Below are 21373 nucleotides of genomic sequence, written 5' to 3'. Positions count from 1 at the left end.
GTCCAACTCCTTAGATCTTTCCTACGAGATCAAGGCTTGGCTTAAGTGTTTGAGCACCTTCCTGCCATTTAGCCGGGCAAACTTCACCTGGATTGTTACGAACATATTGTGCTGCCTTTACCTTGTTGACCAAAGTGCTCGCATCGCGGCCGATACCGCCAGCGTTAATTTCAACGGTTTGGATCACACCATCCGGATCGATGATGAAAGTACCACGGTCAGCAAGACCAGCGGACTCGATCAGCACGTCAAAGTTACGGGAAATCGTATGGGAAGGATCTCCGATCATAATGTAAGTGATTTTGCCAATCGTTTCAGAGGTATCATGCCATGCCTTATGAGTGAAGTGGGTATCGGTTGAAACGGAATACACTTCAACTCCGAGTGCCTTCAGGTTTTCGTATTCGTTTTGAAGATCTTCCAGCTCGGTTGGGCAAACGAATGTAAAGTCTGCAGGGTAGAAGCAAACTACACTCCACTTTCCTTTCATATCGGCTTCAGTTACTTCGATAAACTTGCCATTCTGATACGCTTGAGCTTTAAACGGTTTTACTTCAGTTCCGATGAGAGACATAATAAATTTTCCTCCTAAATGTGGTTAAATTATAGTGTTGTTTAGAATAATTCTTATTTAGTTATATATACATCATATCACTAACAGCCACTTTAATCATGAAGGAAACATGAAGACAAAATGAAACCTTTATGAAGATGATGGGTTAAGTTAGAAATACGATAACCAAATCCTCGCACCGTTCCTAGATTCTTCGGAACATCGTTTATACCGCAAACTCTTAATATGAACGTCAACGGAATTGCTTCCCCCACTCACGGTAAGTAACAACCTCAAAGGTCAACCTCTGTTTTTGCCCCCTTTATAAAATGACATATTTAAATGGAACGTAAAAAGTGGGAAAGGTTACATTTAAATTCGCGCTATCCTACCCGTTACCTCAACGCCCCGCGCCTTCAATTGGGTTACGTCTTCCAAATATTATTTCCAACTATAAATTAAAGTATTTCAATACAGTGCCCATTTTCCATCACGCCCCCTGTTATGAATCCCCAAATGTTCTGTGATTCTACGGTATGGCCATCCTTCCTCCACAAGCAGACAGACTGCCTCTCTCTTCAATTCTTGCGTATACGATTTGAATGTCTGACCTTTAATTGCCACAAAAAATGCACCCCTAGAATTTCATCGGCTAAACCCAGTTTTCCAATGTCTATTCTAAGGGGTGCAATTCATAAGTCTTTGTGGCTTTTCTATGTGTTGGTCTATGACAAATCTTCATTAAAAACCTCTGGCAAACTACGTTCCAAACGGTGACAAAAACCATCCCGTATGGGGGTGTTCTGTAACGTCCATTTGGCACTGGTTGGAATGACGATTGTCATAAAGTGTACTGCGACAGTTTCAGGAACGCCTCTAACAATTAGGAGGCTAACAATTTCCTTTCTTTTACTGTTGGAAACAACCGCCAGACTCCGGAAAATAAGTATTAAATTGAGCCACAAGTTAGAAACAGCGACGGCCGAGGACGGTAAAATAAAGTACTTAGACTGTCACTATTTCATTGAACTATCGTTTCCCGTTCGTATTATAAGGTCACCAGATCTTTCTGATCGACCTCATTTTTATTAGGTTGTAAGATTACGGGTAGCCGGGCAGGACGTTCGTTTCCCTAGGACACCGATCCCGTGAGCTATACTGTCCGCCCCCTACTTGTAGAGATCATGTTTAGGCTGGTTGGGACTTGGATCCGAATAACACGCGATGCTGTGAGTCTGCGAGGTTAGGGGTTGCCGGCTAATACGGAGAAAAGGATGAGATGCATGAATCCAGTCATCGGTCTGGATGTTTCCAAAGGAGAAAGCATGGCCCAAGCTTTTCTGGATAAAGGCAGGCCTTGCGGGAAAGTATTTCGTTTTGAGCATACAAATGAGGGTCTGGGACGTTTCCGGGACTATATGAAAGATCTGGAGAGCCAAGCCGGTAAACCGCCAACTATCGTTTTGGAAGCAACCGGTCATTACCAGGCGCCGCTTATTCCATTATTCGAGGAACTAGGTTATGTGTATCTGGTTATCAATCCCCTGCTCTCCAAAATGGCACGGAAACAAAATCTGCGAAACGTAAAGACCGATGCGGCAGACGCCTATGCTCGGAGAACTGTTCTACTTCACGAGTCGATGTCAGATATGCATGTACAGACGAAGCTGCAGTTTCAAGCGGTGCTGGACCAAGTCTTTCCGGAGTATCTCGGTGTCTTTGGCGATACGTACTCCAAGGTTTCGCTCCGTCTTCTGCTTCGGTTCTCAACATCCGGGAAGGTGCTGCGGACAAGCAAAACAGAGCTTATTCAAACGATTAAGGAGCTTACTCCTCGTGCCTGCTCGGAACGTTGGGCTGAAGAGCGAGCGGAGAATCTGATCGCGGCGGCCGAGCGTAATCCGTTTAAAGAAGCCACGATGACCAGCCACTTTGTCAGTTTGGAGATCCTTGTCCAGTCGCTTCTTCAGTACCAGGAGCACCTATCCAACCTGGAAGCTCAAATAGATGCTTTGGCTGAAGGTATTGCGGCTTGCTCTGTTCCTAGCCGTTCGCTGCGGCCTCAGGCTTTCAGTAAACAAGAAGCTCAAAGCATTTTACGATAAGAAAAAGACCGAGGGAAAAGGCCATAAAGCCCTTTTTCTAGTATACCTGCTGATCAAAGCGATGTTAATCACTCAATTCTTGACACCTATTGGCTGGTATAGCTTAACGGCTGTAACGGATCGGTAAATGAAATATTTCCCTTACTATTAATTGAAAACTAAACAGAAAACAACTCAGCTCATTAAGACAAAGAATGGTTCTCAAATCAAAACTTCGTTATTTATGATACGGTTCGGCGTGCTATCTGTAACGGCAAGTTTTCGCTTAGACCAAGCGTCCGCGCTGTTGAAGTATGATTTTCATTGATAAGCTCTGGGTTTTTCAACAGTGACACGCCATAAGAAGGAATCATTTCTTTAATTTTCGGCTCCCATGCTTTTTTATGTTGCGGAAAACATTTATTTATTATCTCAAGCATGACGGAAACGGCGGTAGAAGCACCCGGAGAAGCGCCAAGCAATGCAGCTATCGAGCCATCAGCGGCATTAATAACTTCCGTACCAAATTGAAGCGTTCCTTTGCCGGCAGCAGTATCTTTGATAATTTGCACACGCTGGCCTGCCACCAGTAAATCCCAATCGTCGCTATTGGCGTTGGGGACAAATTCCCGTAAAGCTTCCATGCGCTTTTCTTTCGATAACATAACTTCCTTGATCAGGTATGTTGTCAATGGAACGTTCTTTACACCTGCCGCCATCATAGTTACGAGATTATGCGGTTTAACGGAAGTTAACAAATCAAACATTGAACCGAATTTTAAAAACTTTGGTGAGAAGCCGGCAAACGGTCCAAAGAACAACGATTCTTTCTTGTCGATAAATCTTGTGTCAAGATGCGGAACAGACATTGGAGGAGCACCAATCGCAGCTTTGCCGTATACTTTTGCACGATGCTGCGCTACAATATCCGGTTTCTGACACACCATAAATAGTCCGCTTACCGGAAATCCTCCAATACCTTTCCCTTCAGGAATACCGGATTTTTGCAGCAAATGCAGGCTTCCTCCCCCGCCGCCGATAAAAACGAATTTTGCAGTATGGCGTTCGACGGTATCGCTATCGACATTCCGCACTTTCAATTCCCACGAGCCGTCGCTAGTACGTTTAATATCATCAACATTATGTTTGAATTTTATATCGACGTCTTTATTCTTTAAGTGGTCAAACAATATGCGCGTTAAAGCGCCAAAGTTGACATCAGTTCCAGATTCGATTCTTGTTGCCGCTATAGGTTTATTTAATGTCCGGTCTTTCATCATAAGCGGAATCCATTCCATCAGTTTTCCCGGGTCATCAGAAAATTCCATCCCTTGAAACAGGGGATTGTTAGACAGCGCTTCAAAACGTTTTTTTAAAAACGTTACATCTTGTTCCCCTTGTACAAAACTCACATGAGGCACTGGTACGATAAAGTCCCGAGGATTACGTATCAGATTGCTTTTTACAAGATAAGACCAAAACTGCTTTGAAACCTGATACTCTTCATTAACTTTTATAGCTTTGCTAATATCTATGGAACCGTCCGGTTGCTCGACGGTGTAGTTAAGCTCGCACAGTGAAGAATGCCCCGTTCCCGCATTATTCCATTCATTAGAGCTTTCCTCTCCTGCGTTTGCGCGCCTCTCAAACACAGTAATTTTCCAGTCCGGTACTAATTCTTTCAGCAATGACCCCAAAGTAGCACTCATGATTCCGGCACCAATTAAGATAACGTCTGTTTTAGTTTGTCTGTTGCTCATTTTTACCGTCCTTATACCCTAAGATTTGCAGAAAGGATGTAGGCGATCCTACTTAGGCGCCACAGCAAGCCAGGGCGCGACCTAATCACACATCTTTTCTGGATCAATTATAACCCTATCATAGTGTATCACTATTATTTATAGATTAAAATAATTTGTACATGTTCTTGTACCTTTTTTTTTAGTTTTTCACCTGACCAACAGAAGGATGCTTCCACATAATATCACCCTTGGAATAAATATTCCTTTACATTATTCGTGTAACCCGTAAGATATCCTTTATTCAACTATGCTGCCCGTTTCGTGTGACCAGTTTTCTTGCATTCATGAAACCTTAAGCAATGTAAGCTCATGCATCAACTGCCAGTGAATGGTCTGGCAAAATGTCGTTGATGACATCAAGGGTATTATTTTCCTTGTTTTCGACTTGGAAAGGGAAATATTCAAAGCGGACATAAGCCGAAATATTTCCGCTTTTCCAAGCAACAAGTTAAGAAATGTTGTCTTACCTCTACCGTTTCTTCCCGTAAATCCCAATTTCCAATCGGTATCGATTTGGAAATTTACGTTTTCAAATATGTTATCGTAACTGCCATCATAGGCAAACCTTAAGTTTGAAACATTTATTAATGACATTAAATTTATCCTCCTGTATGAAAAATATAAAAGCTACAAGAAAGTTACTTTCTTGTAGCTCAAATAAACACAGCAAATCCAACCCAACTTCGGAGTTTGGATAAGGATATTTTGTTTGAGTGAAAAGATTTAGTAACTTTCTTGCATATAAAGCAATAAAACAAGCGGATACTTTCGCTTTGAAATGTTTTATTATTTTATAGTTAGCAAGAAAAATTACATTATCCTTTTTAACCCCGATCATTAAATTCAAACTATTTTACCATACCCATTTTTTAATTTCAACAAATAAATCCTGGATAATCGAGGTTACCAACGATTTTTTTTATGTTTTTGCCAGTGTTACATGCATGAGGCCGCTTTTTTATTGAACTATAGTACCCGTAGTCGAATAAAATTCCGTTTTTTAAACAACAAGAACTGGTTGCTCATATTTCATGTTAATTTTTCTTTAATGCTTTTTATATAGCTGATCCTATCCATCTTTATAAAGCGGCAGTTTGGCACAAGAGGAGTTTTTCGCAGCTGAATTGATAACTCATTTAATATTTGAGCTAATTCGTCTCGTTCCTTTTCATTCACTTTATACCGCAGCCCATACTGAAAAATTTCTTCGTCTATTTCTTTCTTCCAAACGATGTTACCGCAAACTCTTACAGTCTGACTTAGGAGTTCAGTTTGGATCTCTAGGATTATCTCGGGATTAACAGGTAATTTTATGTTCGATAAAAAACATAAGCCACCAAGACCAATGTCTTCATGTAAAATTTCTGACATACCCAGGTCAACATCTTTATCTTTAATTTTCACTAACGTCATTTCTGCTGACAATGGAAAGTACAGATTGATACGGTTATATTCACGTCGATTTTCCAAGAAATTTTCTCTCTCGTTTTGTGAGTTACTCGGTCGTAACCTTTGTTTCGATAAAAGCTTCAAGAATTCATCTGCTGATACAGGAGGGCTGAACAAATAACCTTGAATTTGATCACAATCGTGTTGCTTTAAAAAAGAGAGCTGTGATTTGTTTTCAACCCCTTCAGCAACAATTTTCATATCTAATTCTTGAGCCATATGAATTATTGCTTTTGTGATGCTGGACCAAGTCTTTCCGGAGTATCTCGGTGTCTTTGGCGATACGTCCAAGCCCCTTTGGATCCTGAGCGGATCTCCCCGCTCTTCCGGCCATTTGGACCAGCGCAGCAGCATCAAAAACAGGCGAGTCCGCATCCTTGACACCTATTGGCTGGTATAGCCATACATGCAGCGCAAGCGCCGCACCACAGATGATGAAAATGGGACGCGGGATCAGGCAATACTGCTACTACGGCTGGGAGAGGAAGGTCGATGAGCTATGGTGCCTTAGAGCCCAACCGTTAGTCTGACTCCAACGATCACGGTGTATCACAGACTGTCGACCCAATACGGGTAGCAATTGAGAGATTAATCCTTTTTGACTGGTTGCACCAGCCTCACTTCTTTATTTTTAGAATAGCTAGCTACCGCCCAACTCCATAATAATCAAACAGGAGGCTCCGCCTTTTTTAAAAAGTGTTTATCCTGGGTCTACTTTAATTTGCCCCTTTTAAGGTTTCGAGCTTTTTAATTTTCATGGGAGTTCAATGGAGACAAAAAGGGAACCGGATACATCCGGTTCCTTAGGGCGCAGTCCGAAGACATCCACATTCAACGCTATTCTGAGTATTAGGGTAATTCATTTTATTAAGACTGGCCCGCCTTAACCCATCCCGCAACGGTCACCGTACGCTTAGCTTGATGCTTTACCGCAGCCTGGACGTCTTCCACCATCTCCCCATTCTGTACCGTTACACTCGTGCCGTAAGGATTTCCGCCCGCTCCGAATAGTGATGCATTCGTATAACCCGGAGCGACAACAATGGCGCCCCAGTGGTACATGGTTGTATAGAGGCCAAGGATGGTTTGCTCCTGACCGCCATGGGCATTTTGAGCGGATGTCATAGCACTCACGACTTTATTAGCAAGCTTGCCTTGGAACCAGAGTCCTCCCGTTGTATCGAGGAACTGTTTCATTGGCCCTGGCATATTACCGAAGCGAGTCGGAACGCTGAAAATGATCGCATCGGCCCATTCAAGATCGTCTAAGGTTACCGTTGGAACATCCTTCACCTCATCGACATGCGCCTTCCATGCGGGGTTCGCAAGTATGCTCTCTTCGGACGCAAGTTCCGGTACTTTCAGAACTTTCACTTCTGCGCCCTGTTCCCTGGCACCCTCTGCCGCCCACTGAGCTAAACGGTAATTCGTTCCTGTCATACTGTAAAAAATGACAGCCAGTTTTACCTTTTCCATTCTCACACTCTCCTGTTCTTGATTTTGTTAACCAAAAATTCTGTGGAGAAAACCCATTCCTCTACCACCAAACTTCCCTATTGTTTAAACGTCAATACAGGCACTCAAACAAACATAAGCATTTCGTACTGGTTATCCCGGGCGTTCAATCGTAAACATTCTGCCCAAGGTCGAATAGAAATTGCCTGCCATACGGCTGACGGGCGCCAGCTTCGCCGCATCTATTTTCCCGTTTTGAAGCACCTCTTCCGAGATCCGAAAACGGACTACACGCGCGATCAACAGGTCAGAACCCGGCGTTCCTTCAGTCCCTCCAAGTTCAAAAGCATGTTCGAGAACACATTCCATCCTGAACTTTGATTCTGCAATCCCCGGGACCTTAACCGCTTCACTATCGATCGGCGTTAGCCCCGCAAGCACCACTTCACTTTCGTCAGGAGGCAAAGTCGCCGCTGTCTGATTAATGGCTTCAACATTGGCCTCGTCAACGATGTGAACAACAAGCTCGCCCGTTGCAATAGCATTTCGTGCTGTATCCTTCATTTCGCCATTCTTGCGTTGCACCGATACGGATACAAGTGGAGGACTGCTGGAAACGATTGAAAAGAAGCTGAATGGTGCGCCATTCAGTATCCCTTGCTGCGATAGTGTAGTAACGAACGCAATCGGACGCGGAACGACACTGCCGATAAGTAGCTTATAATTATCCCTGTCACTTTGCACTGCCGGATCTATGAAGCCTTGGTCACGGACAAATCTTGTCATACGACGGTAACCGAAGTAGGGGTACTTCATATAGATCTCATCGATTCGATGAATGATCTGTACATTTTCTTCGTTTTCACGATGTTCCTTGTCGGGGCGGTAAAGTTTACACTCAACAGATCTGCCTGGCGCTTCACAGTAATTTCAGCATTATCACGCTCTACCATCGCTTTTCGTGTTTCCACCGATTCATTTAAGACCAGATTTTTTTTTTGAGCCAGTCGACCTCTACGGTGAGTTGGCCTACCAGCTTCTCTAGATGCTCTTGCTTGCTCTCGTACTCCTTTCTCAGTTTTTCGGCTTCGCCCGTTTTCTTCTCGAACACCATGGAGGCACGCTCAAGGAATTGCTTTCCAGGCCGGATTGGACGCAATAACGGATTCCGGCGCTAACTCCTGAACTTTCACCAATCGCACTTCTGCTCCGAATTCTTTTGCTGCATCAGCTACCTTGTGTGCCAGCTTATAATTGGTCCCAGTTGAACTTTAATAGATAATGACTAGATTAATTTTTGTCATGTTTTTTGTTCGTTCCCTTCCATTCCGAATAATTTTTTAAGAAAACTCATGATTAACTCCACCTCAAACCATTATTTTATCCCAATTTAGGGCAAGTCTATGAGCATAAAACTAGCGCCGATTTCTGTCGCAATCTCCAGATTGGTGATGTCGGTAATTCTTGCGGCATCACGTTTTTTCAATTTATTCTCTTGATTTAACGTTACTTCCCCTTCAATAACAAAAACATAGATCCTACGGTCTTTGTCTTGGGTAAACGAAATGGACTTATTAACCTCCAATTCAGAAAGGTACAGCGTTAAATCTTGATTGACGAAAGCTATTTTTTCGTTATTAGCTCGGTTTGAAACAATAGGTAACAGGTTGTTCTTAAGCGCATTAAGGTCATATGCTGTTTGTTCATATGTTGGTGTTAGTCCTTGTTTGTTCGGTAAAAACCAGAGCTGCAAAAAGTTCGCTTCCTCGTCAGCAGAAGGGTTTACTTCCGAATGGACAATTCCCGTTCCAGCGCTCATTCGCTGTACTTCTCCTGGTTTTAAAATTTCCTTATTCCCAGTGTTATCTTCATGTTGGAGCTGTCCTTTTAACACTACGGACACAATTTCCATGTCCCTGTGCGGATGCTCACCAAATCCATTCAGCGGCGCAACAAAATCATCATTAAATACACGAAGCGGACCAAAATTCATATTGCTGGGATTGTAATATTGTGCAAATGAAAAGCTAAAGTTACTTTTTAGCCATCCATGGTTTGCCGAATATCTAGATTTTGCTGGATAAATCTTAATCATAATGACACCTCCATTTTTTTATATTAGCCAATCGCATAAGCACCGGGACCGATAAGAGCAATTGCGATTGCAACAACAGCAAGAACAAAAGGATATTCAATGCCGCCTTTATCAACCCAATATCCATTCGCCATATGGACTTTAAATATCGCTCCTAGCATTGTTATTACAATAAGAGCAGCAGCGACCGGCGTTAAAAACCCGACTGTAAATAAGAGCCCACCTACGAGTTCCGCCAAGCCTGCAAGAACCGCCATCATTACACCAGGCTTAATACCGATTGACTCCATCCAACCTCCGGTTCCTTTTGGACCGTAACCTCCAAACCAACCAAACAGTTTTTGTGCACCGTGACCCATTAAGCTAATTCCAATCACCAAACGAATCAGAAGTAAACCAAGATCAATCATTAAACATTTCCTCCTTGTTTTTAACTAACTTTAATTTAGTAACTTATTTAATAATATGATTATATTTTTATTACTTACTTTTGTCAAGTAACTTTAAATAAATAATAATAATGCATAAGAAGACCAGTGTATTTTTGAATGGGGAAAATAAATAGCAAAAAGCCCGATTTATTCGGGCATAACAACTTGTCAATCCATCTTGTTTATTACTTACCGATATCCTAGAGTCATACCGACCGCTTGAATTGATTTTTGCAAGTTTAAAGCATATTTCTTGAATACTTATGCAAAATACCTATGTTGTAAAAAATTATTTTAAAAAGAAGGGAACTTAATATGGCGACTGTACTTTATATCACGGCCCATCCTCACGACGATCAAGTGTCTTACAGCATGGCTGTAGGGAAAGAGTTTATTGAAGCTTATCGCGAAGCAAATCCACAGGATGAGGTTATTCGTCTGGATTTGTACAAGATCGATGTCCCTCAAATTGACGTTGATGTCTTTAGCGGCTGGGGAAAACTTAGAAGCGGTGTTTCCTTGGACCAATTATCAGCCGAAGAGAAAAGAAAGGTATCTCGCTTAAATGAAATTGTCGAACAATATATTGCGGCCGATAAATATGTATTCGTCTCTCCTATGTGGAATTTTTCTTTCCCTCCGGTACTAAAAGCATACATCGATGCTATCTGCATCGCCGGGAAAACCTTTAAGTACACTGAAAATGGTCCTGTTGGCTTGCTTGGGAATAAAAAAGCTCTACACATCCAAGCTCGCGGAGGAGTTTACTCTGAAGGACCAGCTGCAAGCTTTGAAAGTGGACATAGCTATTTGGCTAAAATTATGCAATTCCATGGTGTTCCTTCTTTCGAGGGAATTTTCGTAGAAGGTATGGCTGCGATGCCAGACCAAGCGCAAACAATTAAAGAAAAGGCTATAGATAAAGCACGTCAAGCAGCAAAGAACTTCTAAAGGTAATAAACAGGGGTATCCATGTTTTAGGTTAGGGATACCCTTTTAATTTGAATCCAATTTCTTGTTAATCTACAGCTGATGTATCATTCTAAATTGTCCTTGACATGTCGGAGAGCTAAATAAGTACCCTTATTTATCAATTTTGATTCAGAGTAATGTCGTCTATGGTTATTTTCATACTTCTTAGGTCACAGTGATCGGCCTACCCCTTTTTAAAAACGACGGGGTATTTATCCATTTCGATAATAACCCACCTATCAGTTCAGCCAAAGCCTGCAAGAACCGACATCCTAACCCCTGGCTTCTACATCTAACTTTTTTATAGTATCTTACTTTATATTTTATTTACATTATGTTACACTTACTTTTATAAAGTGACTTACAATAATTTAAAGATGGAGGTGGAGTGATGAAACACGATTTTAAATTATGTCCTAAATTTGAAGCTGCGTTTGAATTATTGGGGAAACGTTGGACAGGGCTTATCATACGTGCACTTTTGAGTGGATCTAAGCGTTTTAAAGATATTTCAACGATTATTGAACACATGAGCGATAGAATGCTATCCGAGCGTTTTAAAGAGCTTGAGACGGAAGGGATTATCATCCGTAGGGTATATGATGAAATACCAGTTAGAATTGAATATGAGTTAACGGATAAAGGCCGCGCATTAGAACCAATGATGACGGAATGCGAAAAGTGGGCAGAGGAATGGATTACTTAAAATTGCACTAATTGAAAAACAAATCAAGGGAAGGATAAAAATAATTTTAAAAGGAGTTATTATATATAAGTAAACATACTACAGGGATTCACCACATCTCGGCAAAGAAACTGGGGCTCTGCTCGAGAATGTCATGGGACTTAGAAAAATAGCTGAAGATGCGAACTGGACACGTTTAAAGGAAGCGCTGAGTGGTATATTGAACGCGGCACCTTACAGTTATTTCAATATTGTCACCACAAACCCACCGATGGTTTCGGTATCCATTCAAAGAAAGAACGGAGTATAAGGACACTTCTAGAAACATCATAGAGACCGGTAGTTTTGTCATTCATATCTTAGATGAAACTAACATGGAAGCAATCAATCAAACTGCGGCAAAGCTTTCGCCAGAAGTGAAGTAGCACTTGCTAAGCTCACTCCGGTTCTCAGTGAAAAGATAAATGTTCCGAGTGTTGCCGACTAAAAAAATCTATATTATCTTTTGTTTCGAATGTCTAATTTCCTAAAATGAGAAAGAAGTTCTACTTCAGTCGAAGGTATGGTCCAAATATTTGATCTTTTGGTATAAAAATCCTTTTGATTCACTTCTCCTAATAGATCATTCAAGTCTATTCCATACGTTGTTCTTAATGCTATAAGCGTATCCGCCGATGGTTTGCTTTTCCCCTTTTCAATTTCACTTAAATTTCCTTGTGATATACCAAATGATTTTGCAAATTCAACTTGGCTTAGCCTGAATAATTTTCTAAGAGCACGTATCTTCTCCCCTGTCATATTACACCATACCTTAATTTTTTGTGACAAATTTTCGTTCCAACTCTATGACAAACGACGTTCCAATTAGTGACAATCTTAATTACAACTCACACAAGTAGGTTCATTATCTCGTTACAATCCCCTGTAAAGAAATAATAATTACTGTCCTCGAATTAGAGAAAAGGGATGAGGGAATAGGGTCAAAATCGGGCTAATTGTGAACGAAATGAGATAATAATTAGTGTCCAGGAGAACAGTGGGAAGGAGTCTGGGATTAGGGAAATACCGCTCTCTTTTCCTCTTCTTTAAATCCTGCCCTTCGCTCCGCCGCGGCAAAATCAACATGCAATAAACCGCTGAATCCCTTGATATTCCTCAACTTTTCTTCTGTTTGTCTTCGCCATATTACCTGTCATTCCCTGCCTAACCCCTCTACCCTTCACCCTGATTTTGTATGAGAAAAGACTGGAGATATAATCGAGTAAGAATCGACCATCTTCCAGTCTTTGGTGAGTTCGAGACACTAATTTTTGTTCCTGGACACTTATTTAGGTGGGTGGACAGGAATTATTGTTGTTTGAAATCCCCGCTGCCGCATCGCTTCAAAAAGCACGACCGTGGTCGCCATGGCGGCGTTAAGAGACTCGGCGCGGCCCTGCATAGGGATGCGGACATGATGCTGTACAAGCTCCTGCACCTCTGCCGATACGCCTTGGCCTTCGTTGCCTATGACGAACCATGTAGGGCGCCGGAAATCGCAGTCGTAGACGCTGACGGCATCCTCAAGGCGGGTAGCCGCCACTTGGATACCGTGCGCGGAAGCCTCCGGCAGCCAATGCGCTAAGTCACCCTGAACGATAGGCAGATGGAACAGCGATCCCATCGTTGAGCGTACGGTCTTAGGATTGTACAGATCGACCGTTCCTTTGCCGAGCAGCACACCGGAGGCACCGACCGCGTCGGCGCTGCGGATGATCGTGCCGAGATTGCCGGGATCCTGGATGCCGTCAATGACGACAACAAGGCCGTTCCGTTCGCTGGCCGAGAGCAAATCCACTGGACGCCAAGGCAGCTTTGGAACAACGGCAAAGACCGGTTGTGGCGTTTCAGCGTCCGTGCATTTGGCCAAGACAGGCTCCGTTACTTGAACCATCTCCACCCCTCGCGCTGCCGCCTCCTGCAGCAGTTCGGCGCACGACTCGGCACGCTCATCCGAATAAGCCAGTACCTCGGGAATAAGATCGGAGCGCAGTGCCTCCTGCACCAAGTGAATTCCCTCAATCAGAAACCGGCCCTGCTTTTCCCTGCCCTTACGGCTTTGCAGCTCGGTCCACTGCTTAACCCTTGGATTTTGCACCGAGGCAATCATTGTTTCCGCCCTGTGATTTATTAATGGATCCTTTGTGTCCACTACCCGTACCCCTATTCCTCAAAAGTCTTCTCGAACCGCTGTAAATCCGTATTTCTTCCCACAACGACGAGAATATCATGTTCTTTAATCGTATCTTCCGCATTGGGGGCGATATTCATTTTCTCCCCGGTTTTGATGCCGATAACGTTGCAACCATACTGAGCACGGATGTGCAGCTCTCTCAGATTCTTGCCAATCATCTGGCGGCTGGCTTTAATCTCTACAATACTGTAGTCCTCGGACAGCTCAATGTAATCGAGGATATTAGCCGAGATTAAGTGATGCGCAACCCGCTGGCCCATATCCCGCTCGGGGAAAATGACCTTATCCGCTCCGATCTTTTTCAGCACCTTGCCCTGCAGCTCGGTCTGCGCCTTAACGACGACCATAGGGACACCGAGCTCTTTCAAAATAATCGTTGTGAGAATGCTGGATTGAATATCCTGCCCGATGGCTACCACGACCACGTCGAAATTACGCAAGCCAAGCGCTCGCACCGCTTCTTCATCCGTCGAATCGGCTTGCACCACGTGCGTTACGATATTGGAAACCTCCTGAGCCCTCGATTCACTGCTATCAATGGCCAGCACTTCATACCCCAGATCTGCTAAGTTTCTCGCCACGCTGGAGCCGAATCGCCCCATGCCGATGACGGCAAATTGCTTTTTTACAGCCATCAGGACGCATCTCCCTTCACTTTGCTTTATTATAACAAAACCTTGCCGTCTCCACCAAAACATACCGTAAAGCAAGCATGAATTACAGCGCTGCTGCGCATATTAATAACTGGAAAAAGACGAAAAGCGAGGAAATGTCCAATGAACCTGAATTTGAGACAAGCGATTATTCAACGTGTGCATGACAAAAATGACGATGACCTGAAGGACGTCATTGAGGGTTCGATCGATGGGGAGGAGCGTTTGCTGCCCGGGCTTGGCGTGCTGTTCGAAATGATCTGGAAAAACAGCACCGCCGATGCGCAAAACCAGATGGTTCACGCTTTGAAGGAGCAATTAACCCAAGCCGCCCCAACAGCATAAAACAGCCATAAAAAAGCGTGCAGAATGATTGCGTTCTGCACGCTTTGCATTATTCTCAGGGTTAGTCCAGCATCCCGCGCACCAGACCGAACGGCATCGAATCCGGACGTTCGCAGCTACTCTGCATGAGGTAATGCTTACCTTCATCAGCCGCATCATGAAAGCCGTGCATGGCCTCAAGAACATGGTACGCAAGCTCTCCGCTGGCGCGGTTCGGACGGCCATTCTTCACAGCATATGCGATGTCCAGCACTCCCAGACCACGGTGTTCTCCGCATAGCCATGTATAAGCGGAATCTCGCTCCATTCCTTATGATCGTGGCGCTTCACGTGAATAGGCCCTTCAAAGGTGTTCGGATCTGGTACGCTAAGTGTACCCTGACTTCCGCAGATTTCAATTCGCGGAACCTGCGCGCCGCCGCAGGCGTCGAACGAAGTGATAATCGTTCCAATCACGCCGCTTTGAAAATCCATCACGCCCGCCACATGCGTAGGCGTCTCCACCCGAACCGTTTGGCCGAATTTCGGCTGGCTTGTGATCGTACGCTCAGGATAGGAGATTCGCGTGGAGCCCGTCACTCTGCGAATCGGGCCAAGCATAGCGACCAAGGCCGTTAAATAGTAGGGGCCCATATCAAACATCGGTCCACCGCCCTTGGCATAATAAATTCCGGGTCCGGATGCCAATGCTCATGCCCACGACCGATCATAAACACGGAAGCAGCCACTGGCGTGCCGATCCAACCATCCTCAATGAGCTTGACGCAGGTCTGAATCCCTCCGCCGAGGAAAGTATCCGGCGCACTGCCTATCAGTCTGCTCTTCTCCCGGGCTTTGGCAAGAATCGCTTGGCCCTCCTCGCGTGTAACCGCTAGCGGCTTCTCCACGTACACATGCTTTCCGGCTTCCAGCGCCTGCAGACACACTTCAGCGTGAGCGGCAGGGATCGTCAGGTTGATCACAATATATCGATCTCCGGATCAGCCAGCAACTCGTTCATCCGCTCGAAATCAAACTTCACGCTGCCCTTGCTGCCGTTGATCTCGAACGAATTGGTGCACCGATGCCCCGGGGCAAAGCGGGTCGCCTCGAAGCTGCCGAGAGCGCCCCCCGCAAACCGGGCGAGAAACAGCGTCGCGTCATCCACGTTAACCGGACCGCGAGGAGCATCCTTACTGCCCTTGGCGCTGAGTCCGGTCATCGCGCTCGGCAGCGGGCGCTCTTGGATAAACGTCTCGTTCATGCCGATCACTTCCTTCATCTCGCCGACAAGAAAATGCGCCAAATCGATCAAGTGCGCACCCAAATCGCCGTGCGAACCGGAGACGGCAATCTCTTTTTGCAGCCGCCATACCAGAGGGAAATCCGGATCCACGATCGAATCCTGCAGAAACCAAACCAAGCACGGAAATGATAAATTTTGCCTAAGCGTCCATCTTCAATCAGCTTTTTGGCCAGCTGCACCGCCGGAGCAAAACGATAGTTGAAGCCAATCATATGCTTCACGCCCACCGCCTGCGCCACCCCCTCGGCATCTCGGCCGCAGATCGCCTTCATCACCGGCCTTGCCGTCTTCGGAAAAAACATCGGTAAATCGCGATATGCATGGCTGTGCGCCTTACCCATAAACTTGTAACCGATCATCCCCACTCGAACCTGCTTCATCCTGAATTCCGCCTCCTCCATAACTTATCTCCGCTTCATAGCTCAAGATTTGTTCCTGCAAGACTGACGAATGACGAGCTTTGTATCCAGTTTCAATTGAAAAGAATCCGCAGCAGCAGCCGTATTCGATTCTGAACCCCCTGCTGCCAAGTGAAGCACGTTCTCCGCTGCGAGCCGACCCAACTCATAGAAAGGGACGGCGACGCTGGTGAGCGGCGGATCGGTCATACGGGCAGCATCCGAATCATCGTAGCCAATGATGGCAAGATCCTTACCAGGATTACACCCCAGCTCACGCAAGCCTTGCATAAGCCCAACCGCCATCCTGTCATTCGACACGAACACCGCATCAACCCGGTCGAGGTTACGGTGCAGCTCTGCTGCCGCATGGTATCCGCTGGTGCGGCTGTAGTTGCCTTCGTAATACCAATACGGAGGAATACCCTCACGAGTCCCGGCTTCCGTACCGGGCTCCAGAAGCCCCGCCTCCCTCATCGCTCTCGTATATCCGCGCAGTCGATCGACGCTGTTCGAGAACTGCGGCGAGCCCCCGAGGATAGCAATCCCGCGGTAGCCCAAATTGAGCAAATACCGCACCGCAAGGTAGCTTCCTGTCTCATGATCGGCATCCACCTCATTAAAGCGCTCCCCGACATAATGCTGGTTGACCAGGCAGAACGGGAAGCCCCCCTCCTCGAGCTTCTTGAGCTCCGCCCGCTCGCCGGGTGTATCCATGGCCCCCAGAATGATGCAGGCATCCACCTTTTGCGAACGAAACATCCGTACGTAATCGCTTTCTTCTCCGGGTGAACGCAGCATCAGCAGCATATCGTAGCCTGATTCCTTGACCTGCGCTCCAATCCCGCTTAAGATTTCGGAAAAATAATATGTAGAAAAAATATGTACCTTCGGGACATAAGGAAGCACCACGCCCAGATTACCGCTCCGCCTGCGGGCAAAGCTCTGAGCAATCGCGTTCGGGTGATAGTTCAGCTTCTTGGCTGCTTGAAGCACTCTCTGCTTCGTCTCCTCCTTCATCGGACCGACGTCGTTGAACACACGGGAAACCGTGGCTTCAGACACTCCCGCTAACTCCGCTACTTCCTTTCGGGTTATGATGCGAACCACCTCCCTTAACCTGTGAATTACCACATGATGTACGCGCGTTCATTATCTCATGACACATTTTTCCTGTCAACCCTTCTGAGACCCTGATAACCCTTGAAAAAAAGAAAAAAACGACTCCCTCAGAGTCGTCCATATGCTTTCGCGTAACGGTATATTCTGGCGTAAATCCGCTTGTCCTTGAGCTTACTGAAGATGAAAGGATCGGGGGCCGTGTTGACCTCCAATATCCACGGGTACAGCCTTTGATCCAGCGCCACATCAAGTCCCAGCTCCTTAATGCCCGGGTATCTCGACTTCATCTGCTTCGCTACCGTGAGGCCGAGCTGATTCAAGCTACGAGATAACCCCATTCGCCGTGAGGTTCCGGCATGGCCCTTCAAGAGCGTATCGAACGATACAAGGGTGCCCCCGTTATGCACATTGGTTACCACCTTCCGCTGAGCCGCCACCCGGCCGATGATGCCTGTTGTGACCCAGTGCTTGGATGGGCTTTGCTGCACCATCACCCGAAGGTCGAAGCGCCTTTTGTTATATTTCAAAAGATGAATGCCTTTTTGAACCACATATCTCCGTTTCCTCGTCAGCTTCAGGATCGAATCGTACATCGCATCAAACCTTGAGAAAGTTCTAATAATCGTTCCAGCTTGATAACGATAGCGTCCCCCCCTTTGCCCTGATTCACGTTCTACGCGCATGACGCCGATTCCGTAAGTTCCGTTGTCCGGTTTGACATACACCATTCCGTACCTTTCCAGCATTTGATGAAGGTGGTTACGCGTTATCACCCGCGTATCGGGAATGTGCTTGGCAATGGAATGATTCGGCAGCAGTGCCTTGGTTTTGGCCCATTTGCTTGTAATATATCTTCGGTAATTCGGTTTGCCCATGTCATCCACCTTTCTTTTACCGTAACGAACGAAGCGTAAGTTCTCCGTCAGTCCTCTCGAAAGCTGAATCCTAAATCCAACATATTGTATGCCTTGAGGCAACGGTTGGTTAAGGACAGGGGCCTAACCTCACCAAAGACCGGGGAAAAAGCCCTCTCCTCCAAGCAGCAAAGCCCCTCTTCCGGTCACTATCCGACCGAAAGAAGGGCTCGCTCTTATAACGTTATGGGGCCATTTCCAAAAACTTCAGATTCGGGTTTTTCTCCATCGCCGTACGCAGCGCATATTCGTTCTCAAACAAGGCTACATAATTGTCCTTCTTGTCCTTGACAAGCTGCGAGTTGATCCGGAATTTACCGGGGTCCACCTCGTCTCCGACAAGCCAGCGGGCGAACTGATAGTTCATACGCAAGAGCTGTACCTCCACGCTGTACTCCGCCTTCATGCGGTACTCGAGCACCTCGAATTGCAGCGGACCGACGACGCCAAGGATCATGTCCTCGAAACCCATCGTCTTGAATACCTGGATCGTGCCTTCCTCCGTTAACTGATCGACGCCTTTCTGAAACTGCTTATGCTTGAGCGCATTCTTCACCGTCACCTTGGAGAATAGCTCTGGCGAAAAGGTCGGCAGCTCGTCAAACTCCAGCCCACCGCCTTGACATAGCGTATCCCCGATGCGGAAGATGCCGGGGTCAAAGAGACCGATAATGTCTCCAGGATAAGCGTCCTCCACAATATCCCGATCCTGCGCCAAAAATTGCTGCGGTTGCGCCAGCTTAATATCCTTGCCTACACGCACATGCTTCACCGACATCCCACGCTCGAACTTCCCGGAGCAGATCCGCAAGAAAGCGATCCGGTCACGGTGCGCCGGGTTCATATTGGCTTGAATTTTAAAAACATATCCGGAAAATTTCTCATTCGACGGATCGATCATGCCTTCCGTGCTCTTGCGTGGTGTTGGTATAGGTGCAAGCTGCAGGAAGTTCTCAAGGAAGGTCTGCACGCCGAAGTTATTGATCGCACTGCCGAAGAACACAGGCGTAAGCTCGCCCGCACGGATTTTGTCATAATCGAATTCGTCACCGGCCACGTCGAGAAGCTCCAAATCCTGCACAAGCTGGTCATAGAAAAACTCTCCCGCAATCTCTTTTACGACCTGGTCTTCATATCCGCTTACCTTGCGTACACTGATTTCCTTATGGTCATCGCCCTGGAACAGCTCCACCTGCGTCAACCTCCGGTCATACACGCCGCAAAACTGCTTGCCCATGCCGATCGGCCAATTCATCGGATACGAACGGATGCCAAGCACCTGCTCCAGCTCTTCGAGCAGGTCGAACGGATTTTGCCCCTCGCGGTCCATCTTGTTGATAAAGGTAAAAATCGGAATCCCTCGTTGGCGGCACACTTGAAACAGCTTCTTCGTCTGGGTCTCGACACCTTTGGCAGAGTCAATCAGCATGACCGCGCTATCTGCAGCGGTTAACGTGCGATACGTGTCCTCACTGAAATCTTGGTGACCAGGCGTATCCAGAATGTTCACCCGATGTCCGTTATAATCGAACTGCATGACGCTGGAGGTTACCGAAATCCCTCTTTGTTTCTCGATTTCCATCCAGTCGCTTGTCGCATGACGACTCGCTTTGCGCCCTTTCACCGTTCCCGCCAGCCGGATGGCCCCTCCGAAAAGCAGAAGCTTTTCGGTCAGCGTCGTTTTCCCCGCATCGGGGTGAGAAATAATGGCGAACGTGCGACGTTTCTGTATCTCTTCTTGCAATTTACCGGTTATACCGATGCTCATGATCTATTCCATTTCCTTCCTTGTCAATTCGTCTGTATCCTATTAAACCAGCTTTACTGTCCAGTCCGCTTCCTTAATCCATGTACGGTTGCTGAACTCCCTGCCGCGCAGCGTCACTCGGTCTTTATACACCTGCACGAACAGTCCCTGCGATTTCTCCTTATCCACGTGTTGATAGCTTCGGTTCAGGACGCGGCCGACGGAGGAGTTGTGGAAATAATGAAAGTTTTCTTTCACATAATGCTCCACCGTGCCTTGAAAATCGTGATGACGGTGTCCGCAAAAAACGAACACGTTCTTATAAGGCTTCACGATCTCACGGAATTTGTTCGCGCGAATCAATTGATGCGTACGACCATCTTGGCCTGCCGGAGGCAAAGGCTGATGGGTCATAATAAACACTGGCTTGCCGTCCGTATGGGCAGCCAACTGCTGCTCCAGCCAATCCAACTGCTCGTCGGAATACCATGCGCCCTCTCCGACCTCCGGCCTCTCCTGAACATAGGTCTCCTGCGAAAGCATAATCAGATGGTGCCCCTTCAGCCAACCGTCATGGTACGGCTTCTTTAAGCCAAAAAACGTCTGGAACCGCTCGCGAGACTGCCAATCTGTTTTGCCGTTGGGCATCGTGGCTTGATTGAAAGCCCCTTTGCGGTCAATCCAGATATCGTAATAATCATGGTTACCCATATTCGCATACACCGGCGGCAGCGGATAGGCCGACAAAATCTTATACAGCTCCTCGTACTCCTTCTCCCGGCCATATTCGGTCAAATCCCCGGTGATTACAATCGCTTCCATAGGCATGCCAAACTGCTTCATATCCTCGAGCGCATCTTTCAGCTTCTTCGTGGTGCTCGGGACATCCGTAGAAATGTGCGGATCGCTGAGAATCATATAAGAAAACTGCGCAGCGTCAGGGTCCTCTTCCGGCAGCCCGGTATCGGACTCCTTTACACTCACCGGCTTTTGCGGCGCCGTGGTGTGATCTGGAGCGCGATGCGATTCCATCGCTTTCTGGAGCAGCTTAACGAGCGCAGTAACCGCCGCTCCGATCATAAAGAGCAAAGCGATCATCCAGCGTATAAAAGTGCGTCTTGACATTCCAAGAAATCCCCCTATATTGGGC

The 21373-nt window shown here is 46.2% G+C and carries 18 protein-coding genes and 6 pseudogenes; 5 read left to right on the top strand and 19 right to left on the bottom strand.

The window, feature by feature from the left end; all coding sequences use genetic code 11:
* Positions 1-10: 10 nt before the first annotated feature.
* Complete coding sequence (ahpC, locus tag JOE45_RS20560) at positions 11-574, bottom strand: alkyl hydroperoxide reductase subunit C (RefSeq protein ID WP_210022593.1); 564 nt, start codon at positions 572-574, stop codon at positions 11-13.
* A 1262-nt stretch (positions 575-1836) separates the two neighbouring features.
* Here ahpC and JOE45_RS20555 point away from each other — a divergent pair.
* Positions 1837-2785: pseudogene (locus JOE45_RS20555) on the top strand (IS110 family transposase).
* Positions 2786-2879: 94 nt separating this feature from the next.
* Here JOE45_RS20555 and JOE45_RS20550 read toward each other — a convergent pair.
* The 9 genes and pseudogenes from JOE45_RS20550 to JOE45_RS20515 all read right to left on the bottom strand — a co-directional run bounded on the left by JOE45_RS20550 (position 2880) and on the right by JOE45_RS20515 (position 9848).
* Positions 2880-4397, bottom strand: coding sequence for a malate:quinone oxidoreductase (locus tag JOE45_RS20550; RefSeq protein ID WP_210022595.1), 1518 nt, complete (start codon positions 4395-4397; stop codon positions 2880-2882).
* Between the two features lie 327 nt (positions 4398-4724).
* Positions 4725-5033 (bottom strand): annotated as a pseudogene (locus JOE45_RS20545) (ATP-binding cassette domain-containing protein); the annotation flags it as partial.
* A 435-nt stretch (positions 5034-5468) separates the two neighbouring features.
* Entirely contained in the window at positions 5469-6179 is a 711-nt protein-coding gene (locus tag JOE45_RS20540; RefSeq protein WP_461479728.1) for an EAL domain-containing protein, read from the bottom strand.
* A 576-nt stretch (positions 6180-6755) separates the two neighbouring features.
* A complete protein-coding gene (wrbA, locus tag JOE45_RS20535; RefSeq protein ID WP_210022597.1) occupies positions 6756-7364 on the bottom strand; it encodes an NAD(P)H:quinone oxidoreductase in 609 nt (202 codons plus the stop codon).
* Positions 7365-7496: 132 nt separating this feature from the next.
* Positions 7497-8159, bottom strand: coding sequence for a flavin reductase family protein (locus JOE45_RS20530; RefSeq protein WP_245247098.1), 663 nt, complete (start codon positions 8157-8159; stop codon positions 7497-7499).
* A gap of 163 nt (positions 8160-8322) precedes the next feature.
* Positions 8323-8502 carry a hypothetical protein gene (locus tag JOE45_RS20525; RefSeq protein ID WP_210022598.1) on the bottom strand — a complete coding sequence of 60 codons (180 nt, stop codon included), beginning with the start codon at positions 8500-8502 and terminating at the stop codon, positions 8323-8325.
* Positions 8477-8590, bottom strand: a pseudogene (locus JOE45_RS23695) (NAD(P)H:quinone oxidoreductase, type IV); the annotation flags it as partial. The gene JOE45_RS20525 and the pseudogene JOE45_RS23695, both read right to left, overlap by 26 nt.
* Positions 8591-8733: 143 nt before the next feature.
* Positions 8734-9438: a pirin family protein gene (locus JOE45_RS20520; RefSeq protein WP_210022599.1), complete on the bottom strand. Its 705-nt coding sequence runs from the start codon at positions 9436-9438 to the stop codon at positions 8734-8736.
* Positions 9439-9461: 23 nt separating this feature from the next.
* Positions 9462-9848, bottom strand: a complete 387-nt coding sequence (locus tag JOE45_RS20515; protein WP_210022600.1) for a DoxX family protein — start codon at positions 9846-9848, stop codon at positions 9462-9464.
* 336 nt (positions 9849-10184) lie between these two features.
* Here JOE45_RS20515 and JOE45_RS20510 point away from each other — a divergent pair, with 336 nt between their 5' ends.
* The 3 genes and pseudogenes from JOE45_RS20510 to JOE45_RS23690 form a co-directional block, all read left to right on the top strand.
* Complete coding sequence (locus tag JOE45_RS20510; RefSeq protein ID WP_210022601.1) at positions 10185-10820, top strand: FMN-dependent NADH-azoreductase; 636 nt, start codon at positions 10185-10187, stop codon at positions 10818-10820.
* 412 nt (positions 10821-11232) lie between these two features.
* Positions 11233-11547 (top strand): winged helix-turn-helix transcriptional regulator, encoded by a 315-nt coding sequence (locus JOE45_RS20505; RefSeq protein ID WP_210022602.1) that lies wholly within the window; start codon positions 11233-11235, stop codon positions 11545-11547.
* 193 nt (positions 11548-11740) lie between these two features.
* Positions 11741-12010: pseudogene (locus tag JOE45_RS23690) on the top strand (flavin reductase family protein); the annotation flags it as partial.
* A gap of 14 nt (positions 12011-12024) precedes the next feature.
* Here JOE45_RS23690 and JOE45_RS20500 read toward each other — a convergent pair.
* From JOE45_RS20500 to JOE45_RS20490, 3 genes are all read right to left on the bottom strand, one after another.
* Complete coding sequence (locus JOE45_RS20500; RefSeq protein ID WP_210023548.1) at positions 12025-12324, bottom strand: helix-turn-helix domain-containing protein; 300 nt, start codon at positions 12322-12324, stop codon at positions 12025-12027.
* A gap of 526 nt (positions 12325-12850) precedes the next feature.
* The gene (locus tag JOE45_RS20495; RefSeq protein WP_210023549.1) at positions 12851-13675 is read right to left on the bottom strand and encodes a TrmH family RNA methyltransferase; all 825 of its coding nucleotides are present in this window, start codon (positions 13673-13675) and stop codon (positions 12851-12853) included.
* A gap of 53 nt (positions 13676-13728) precedes the next feature.
* On the bottom strand, positions 13729-14394 hold the full coding sequence (locus tag JOE45_RS20490) for a potassium channel family protein (protein WP_210022603.1): 666 nt from the start codon (positions 14392-14394) through the stop codon (positions 13729-13731).
* A 141-nt stretch (positions 14395-14535) separates the two neighbouring features.
* Here JOE45_RS20490 and sspI point away from each other — a divergent pair, with 141 nt between their 5' ends.
* On the top strand, positions 14536-14757 hold the full coding sequence (gene sspI, locus JOE45_RS20485) for a small acid-soluble spore protein SspI (RefSeq protein ID WP_210022604.1): 222 nt from the start codon (positions 14536-14538) through the stop codon (positions 14755-14757).
* Positions 14758-14818: 61 nt separating this feature from the next.
* Here the strand turns inward: sspI and JOE45_RS20480 are convergent.
* The 6 genes and pseudogenes from JOE45_RS20480 to JOE45_RS20455 all read right to left on the bottom strand — a co-directional run.
* Positions 14819-15757: pseudogene (locus JOE45_RS20480) on the bottom strand (Gfo/Idh/MocA family protein); the annotation flags it as partial.
* Positions 15746-16422 (bottom strand): annotated as a pseudogene (locus tag JOE45_RS20475) (Gfo/Idh/MocA family protein); the annotation flags it as partial. The pseudogenes JOE45_RS20475 and JOE45_RS20480, both read right to left, overlap by 12 nt.
* A 42-nt stretch (positions 16423-16464) precedes the next feature.
* Positions 16465-17550 carry a LacI family DNA-binding transcriptional regulator gene (locus JOE45_RS20470; RefSeq protein WP_348632566.1) on the bottom strand — a complete coding sequence of 362 codons (1086 nt, stop codon included), beginning with the start codon at positions 17548-17550 and terminating at the stop codon, positions 16465-16467.
* A 119-nt stretch (positions 17551-17669) separates the two neighbouring features.
* Positions 17670-18437 (bottom strand): YheC/YheD family protein, encoded by a 768-nt coding sequence (locus JOE45_RS20465; protein ID WP_210022605.1) that lies wholly within the window; start codon positions 18435-18437, stop codon positions 17670-17672.
* Between the two features lie 223 nt (positions 18438-18660).
* A complete protein-coding gene (locus JOE45_RS20460) occupies positions 18661-20244 on the bottom strand; it encodes a peptide chain release factor 3 (RefSeq protein WP_210022606.1) in 1584 nt (527 codons plus the stop codon).
* A gap of 42 nt (positions 20245-20286) precedes the next feature.
* Positions 20287-21348, bottom strand: a complete 1062-nt coding sequence (locus JOE45_RS20455; RefSeq protein ID WP_210022607.1) for a metallophosphoesterase family protein — start codon at positions 21346-21348, stop codon at positions 20287-20289.
* Positions 21349-21373 lie beyond the last annotated feature (25 nt).

The sequence above is a fragment of the Paenibacillus sp. PvR098 genome (assembly GCF_017833255.1).
Taxonomy (GTDB): domain Bacteria; phylum Bacillota; class Bacilli; order Paenibacillales; family NBRC-103111; genus Paenibacillus_G.
Note: the sequence above shows the minus strand (reverse complement) of the source record. Positions and strands in the feature narration are given on the sequence as shown.

Coding starts and splice junctions, on each gene's coding strand:
- ahpC (WP_210022593.1), bottom strand. CDS start 574: ATGTCTCTCATCGGAACTGAAGTAAAACCGTTTAAAGCTCAAGCGTAT.
- JOE45_RS20550 (WP_210022595.1), bottom strand. CDS start 4,397: ATGAGCAACAGACAAACTAAAACAGACGTTATCTTAATTGGTGCCGGA.
- wrbA (WP_210022597.1), bottom strand. CDS start 7,364: ATGGAAAAGGTAAAACTGGCTGTCATTTTTTACAGTATGACAGGAACG.
- JOE45_RS20530 (WP_245247098.1), bottom strand. CDS start 8,159: ATGAAGTACCCCTACTTCGGTTACCGTCGTATGACAAGATTTGTCCGT.
- JOE45_RS20520 (WP_210022599.1), bottom strand. CDS start 9,438: ATGATTAAGATTTATCCAGCAAAATCTAGATATTCGGCAAACCATGGA.
- JOE45_RS20515 (WP_210022600.1), bottom strand. CDS start 9,848: ATGATTGATCTTGGTTTACTTCTGATTCGTTTGGTGATTGGAATTAGC.
- JOE45_RS20510 (WP_210022601.1), top strand. CDS start 10,185: ATGGCGACTGTACTTTATATCACGGCCCATCCTCACGACGATCAAGTG.
- JOE45_RS20505 (WP_210022602.1), top strand. CDS start 11,233: ATGAAACACGATTTTAAATTATGTCCTAAATTTGAAGCTGCGTTTGAA.
- JOE45_RS20500 (WP_210023548.1), bottom strand. CDS start 12,324: ATGACAGGGGAGAAGATACGTGCTCTTAGAAAATTATTCAGGCTAAGC.
- JOE45_RS20495 (WP_210023549.1), bottom strand. CDS start 13,675: ATGATTGCCTCGGTGCAAAATCCAAGGGTTAAGCAGTGGACCGAGCTG.
- JOE45_RS20490 (WP_210022603.1), bottom strand. CDS start 14,394: ATGGCTGTAAAAAAGCAATTTGCCGTCATCGGCATGGGGCGATTCGGC.
- sspI (WP_210022604.1), top strand. CDS start 14,536: ATGAACCTGAATTTGAGACAAGCGATTATTCAACGTGTGCATGACAAA.
- JOE45_RS20465 (WP_210022605.1), bottom strand. CDS start 18,437: ATGGGCAAACCGAATTACCGAAGATATATTACAAGCAAATGGGCCAAA.
- JOE45_RS20460 (WP_210022606.1), bottom strand. CDS start 20,244: ATGAGCATCGGTATAACCGGTAAATTGCAAGAAGAGATACAGAAACGT.
- JOE45_RS20455 (WP_210022607.1), bottom strand. CDS start 21,348: ATGTCAAGACGCACTTTTATACGCTGGATGATCGCTTTGCTCTTTATG.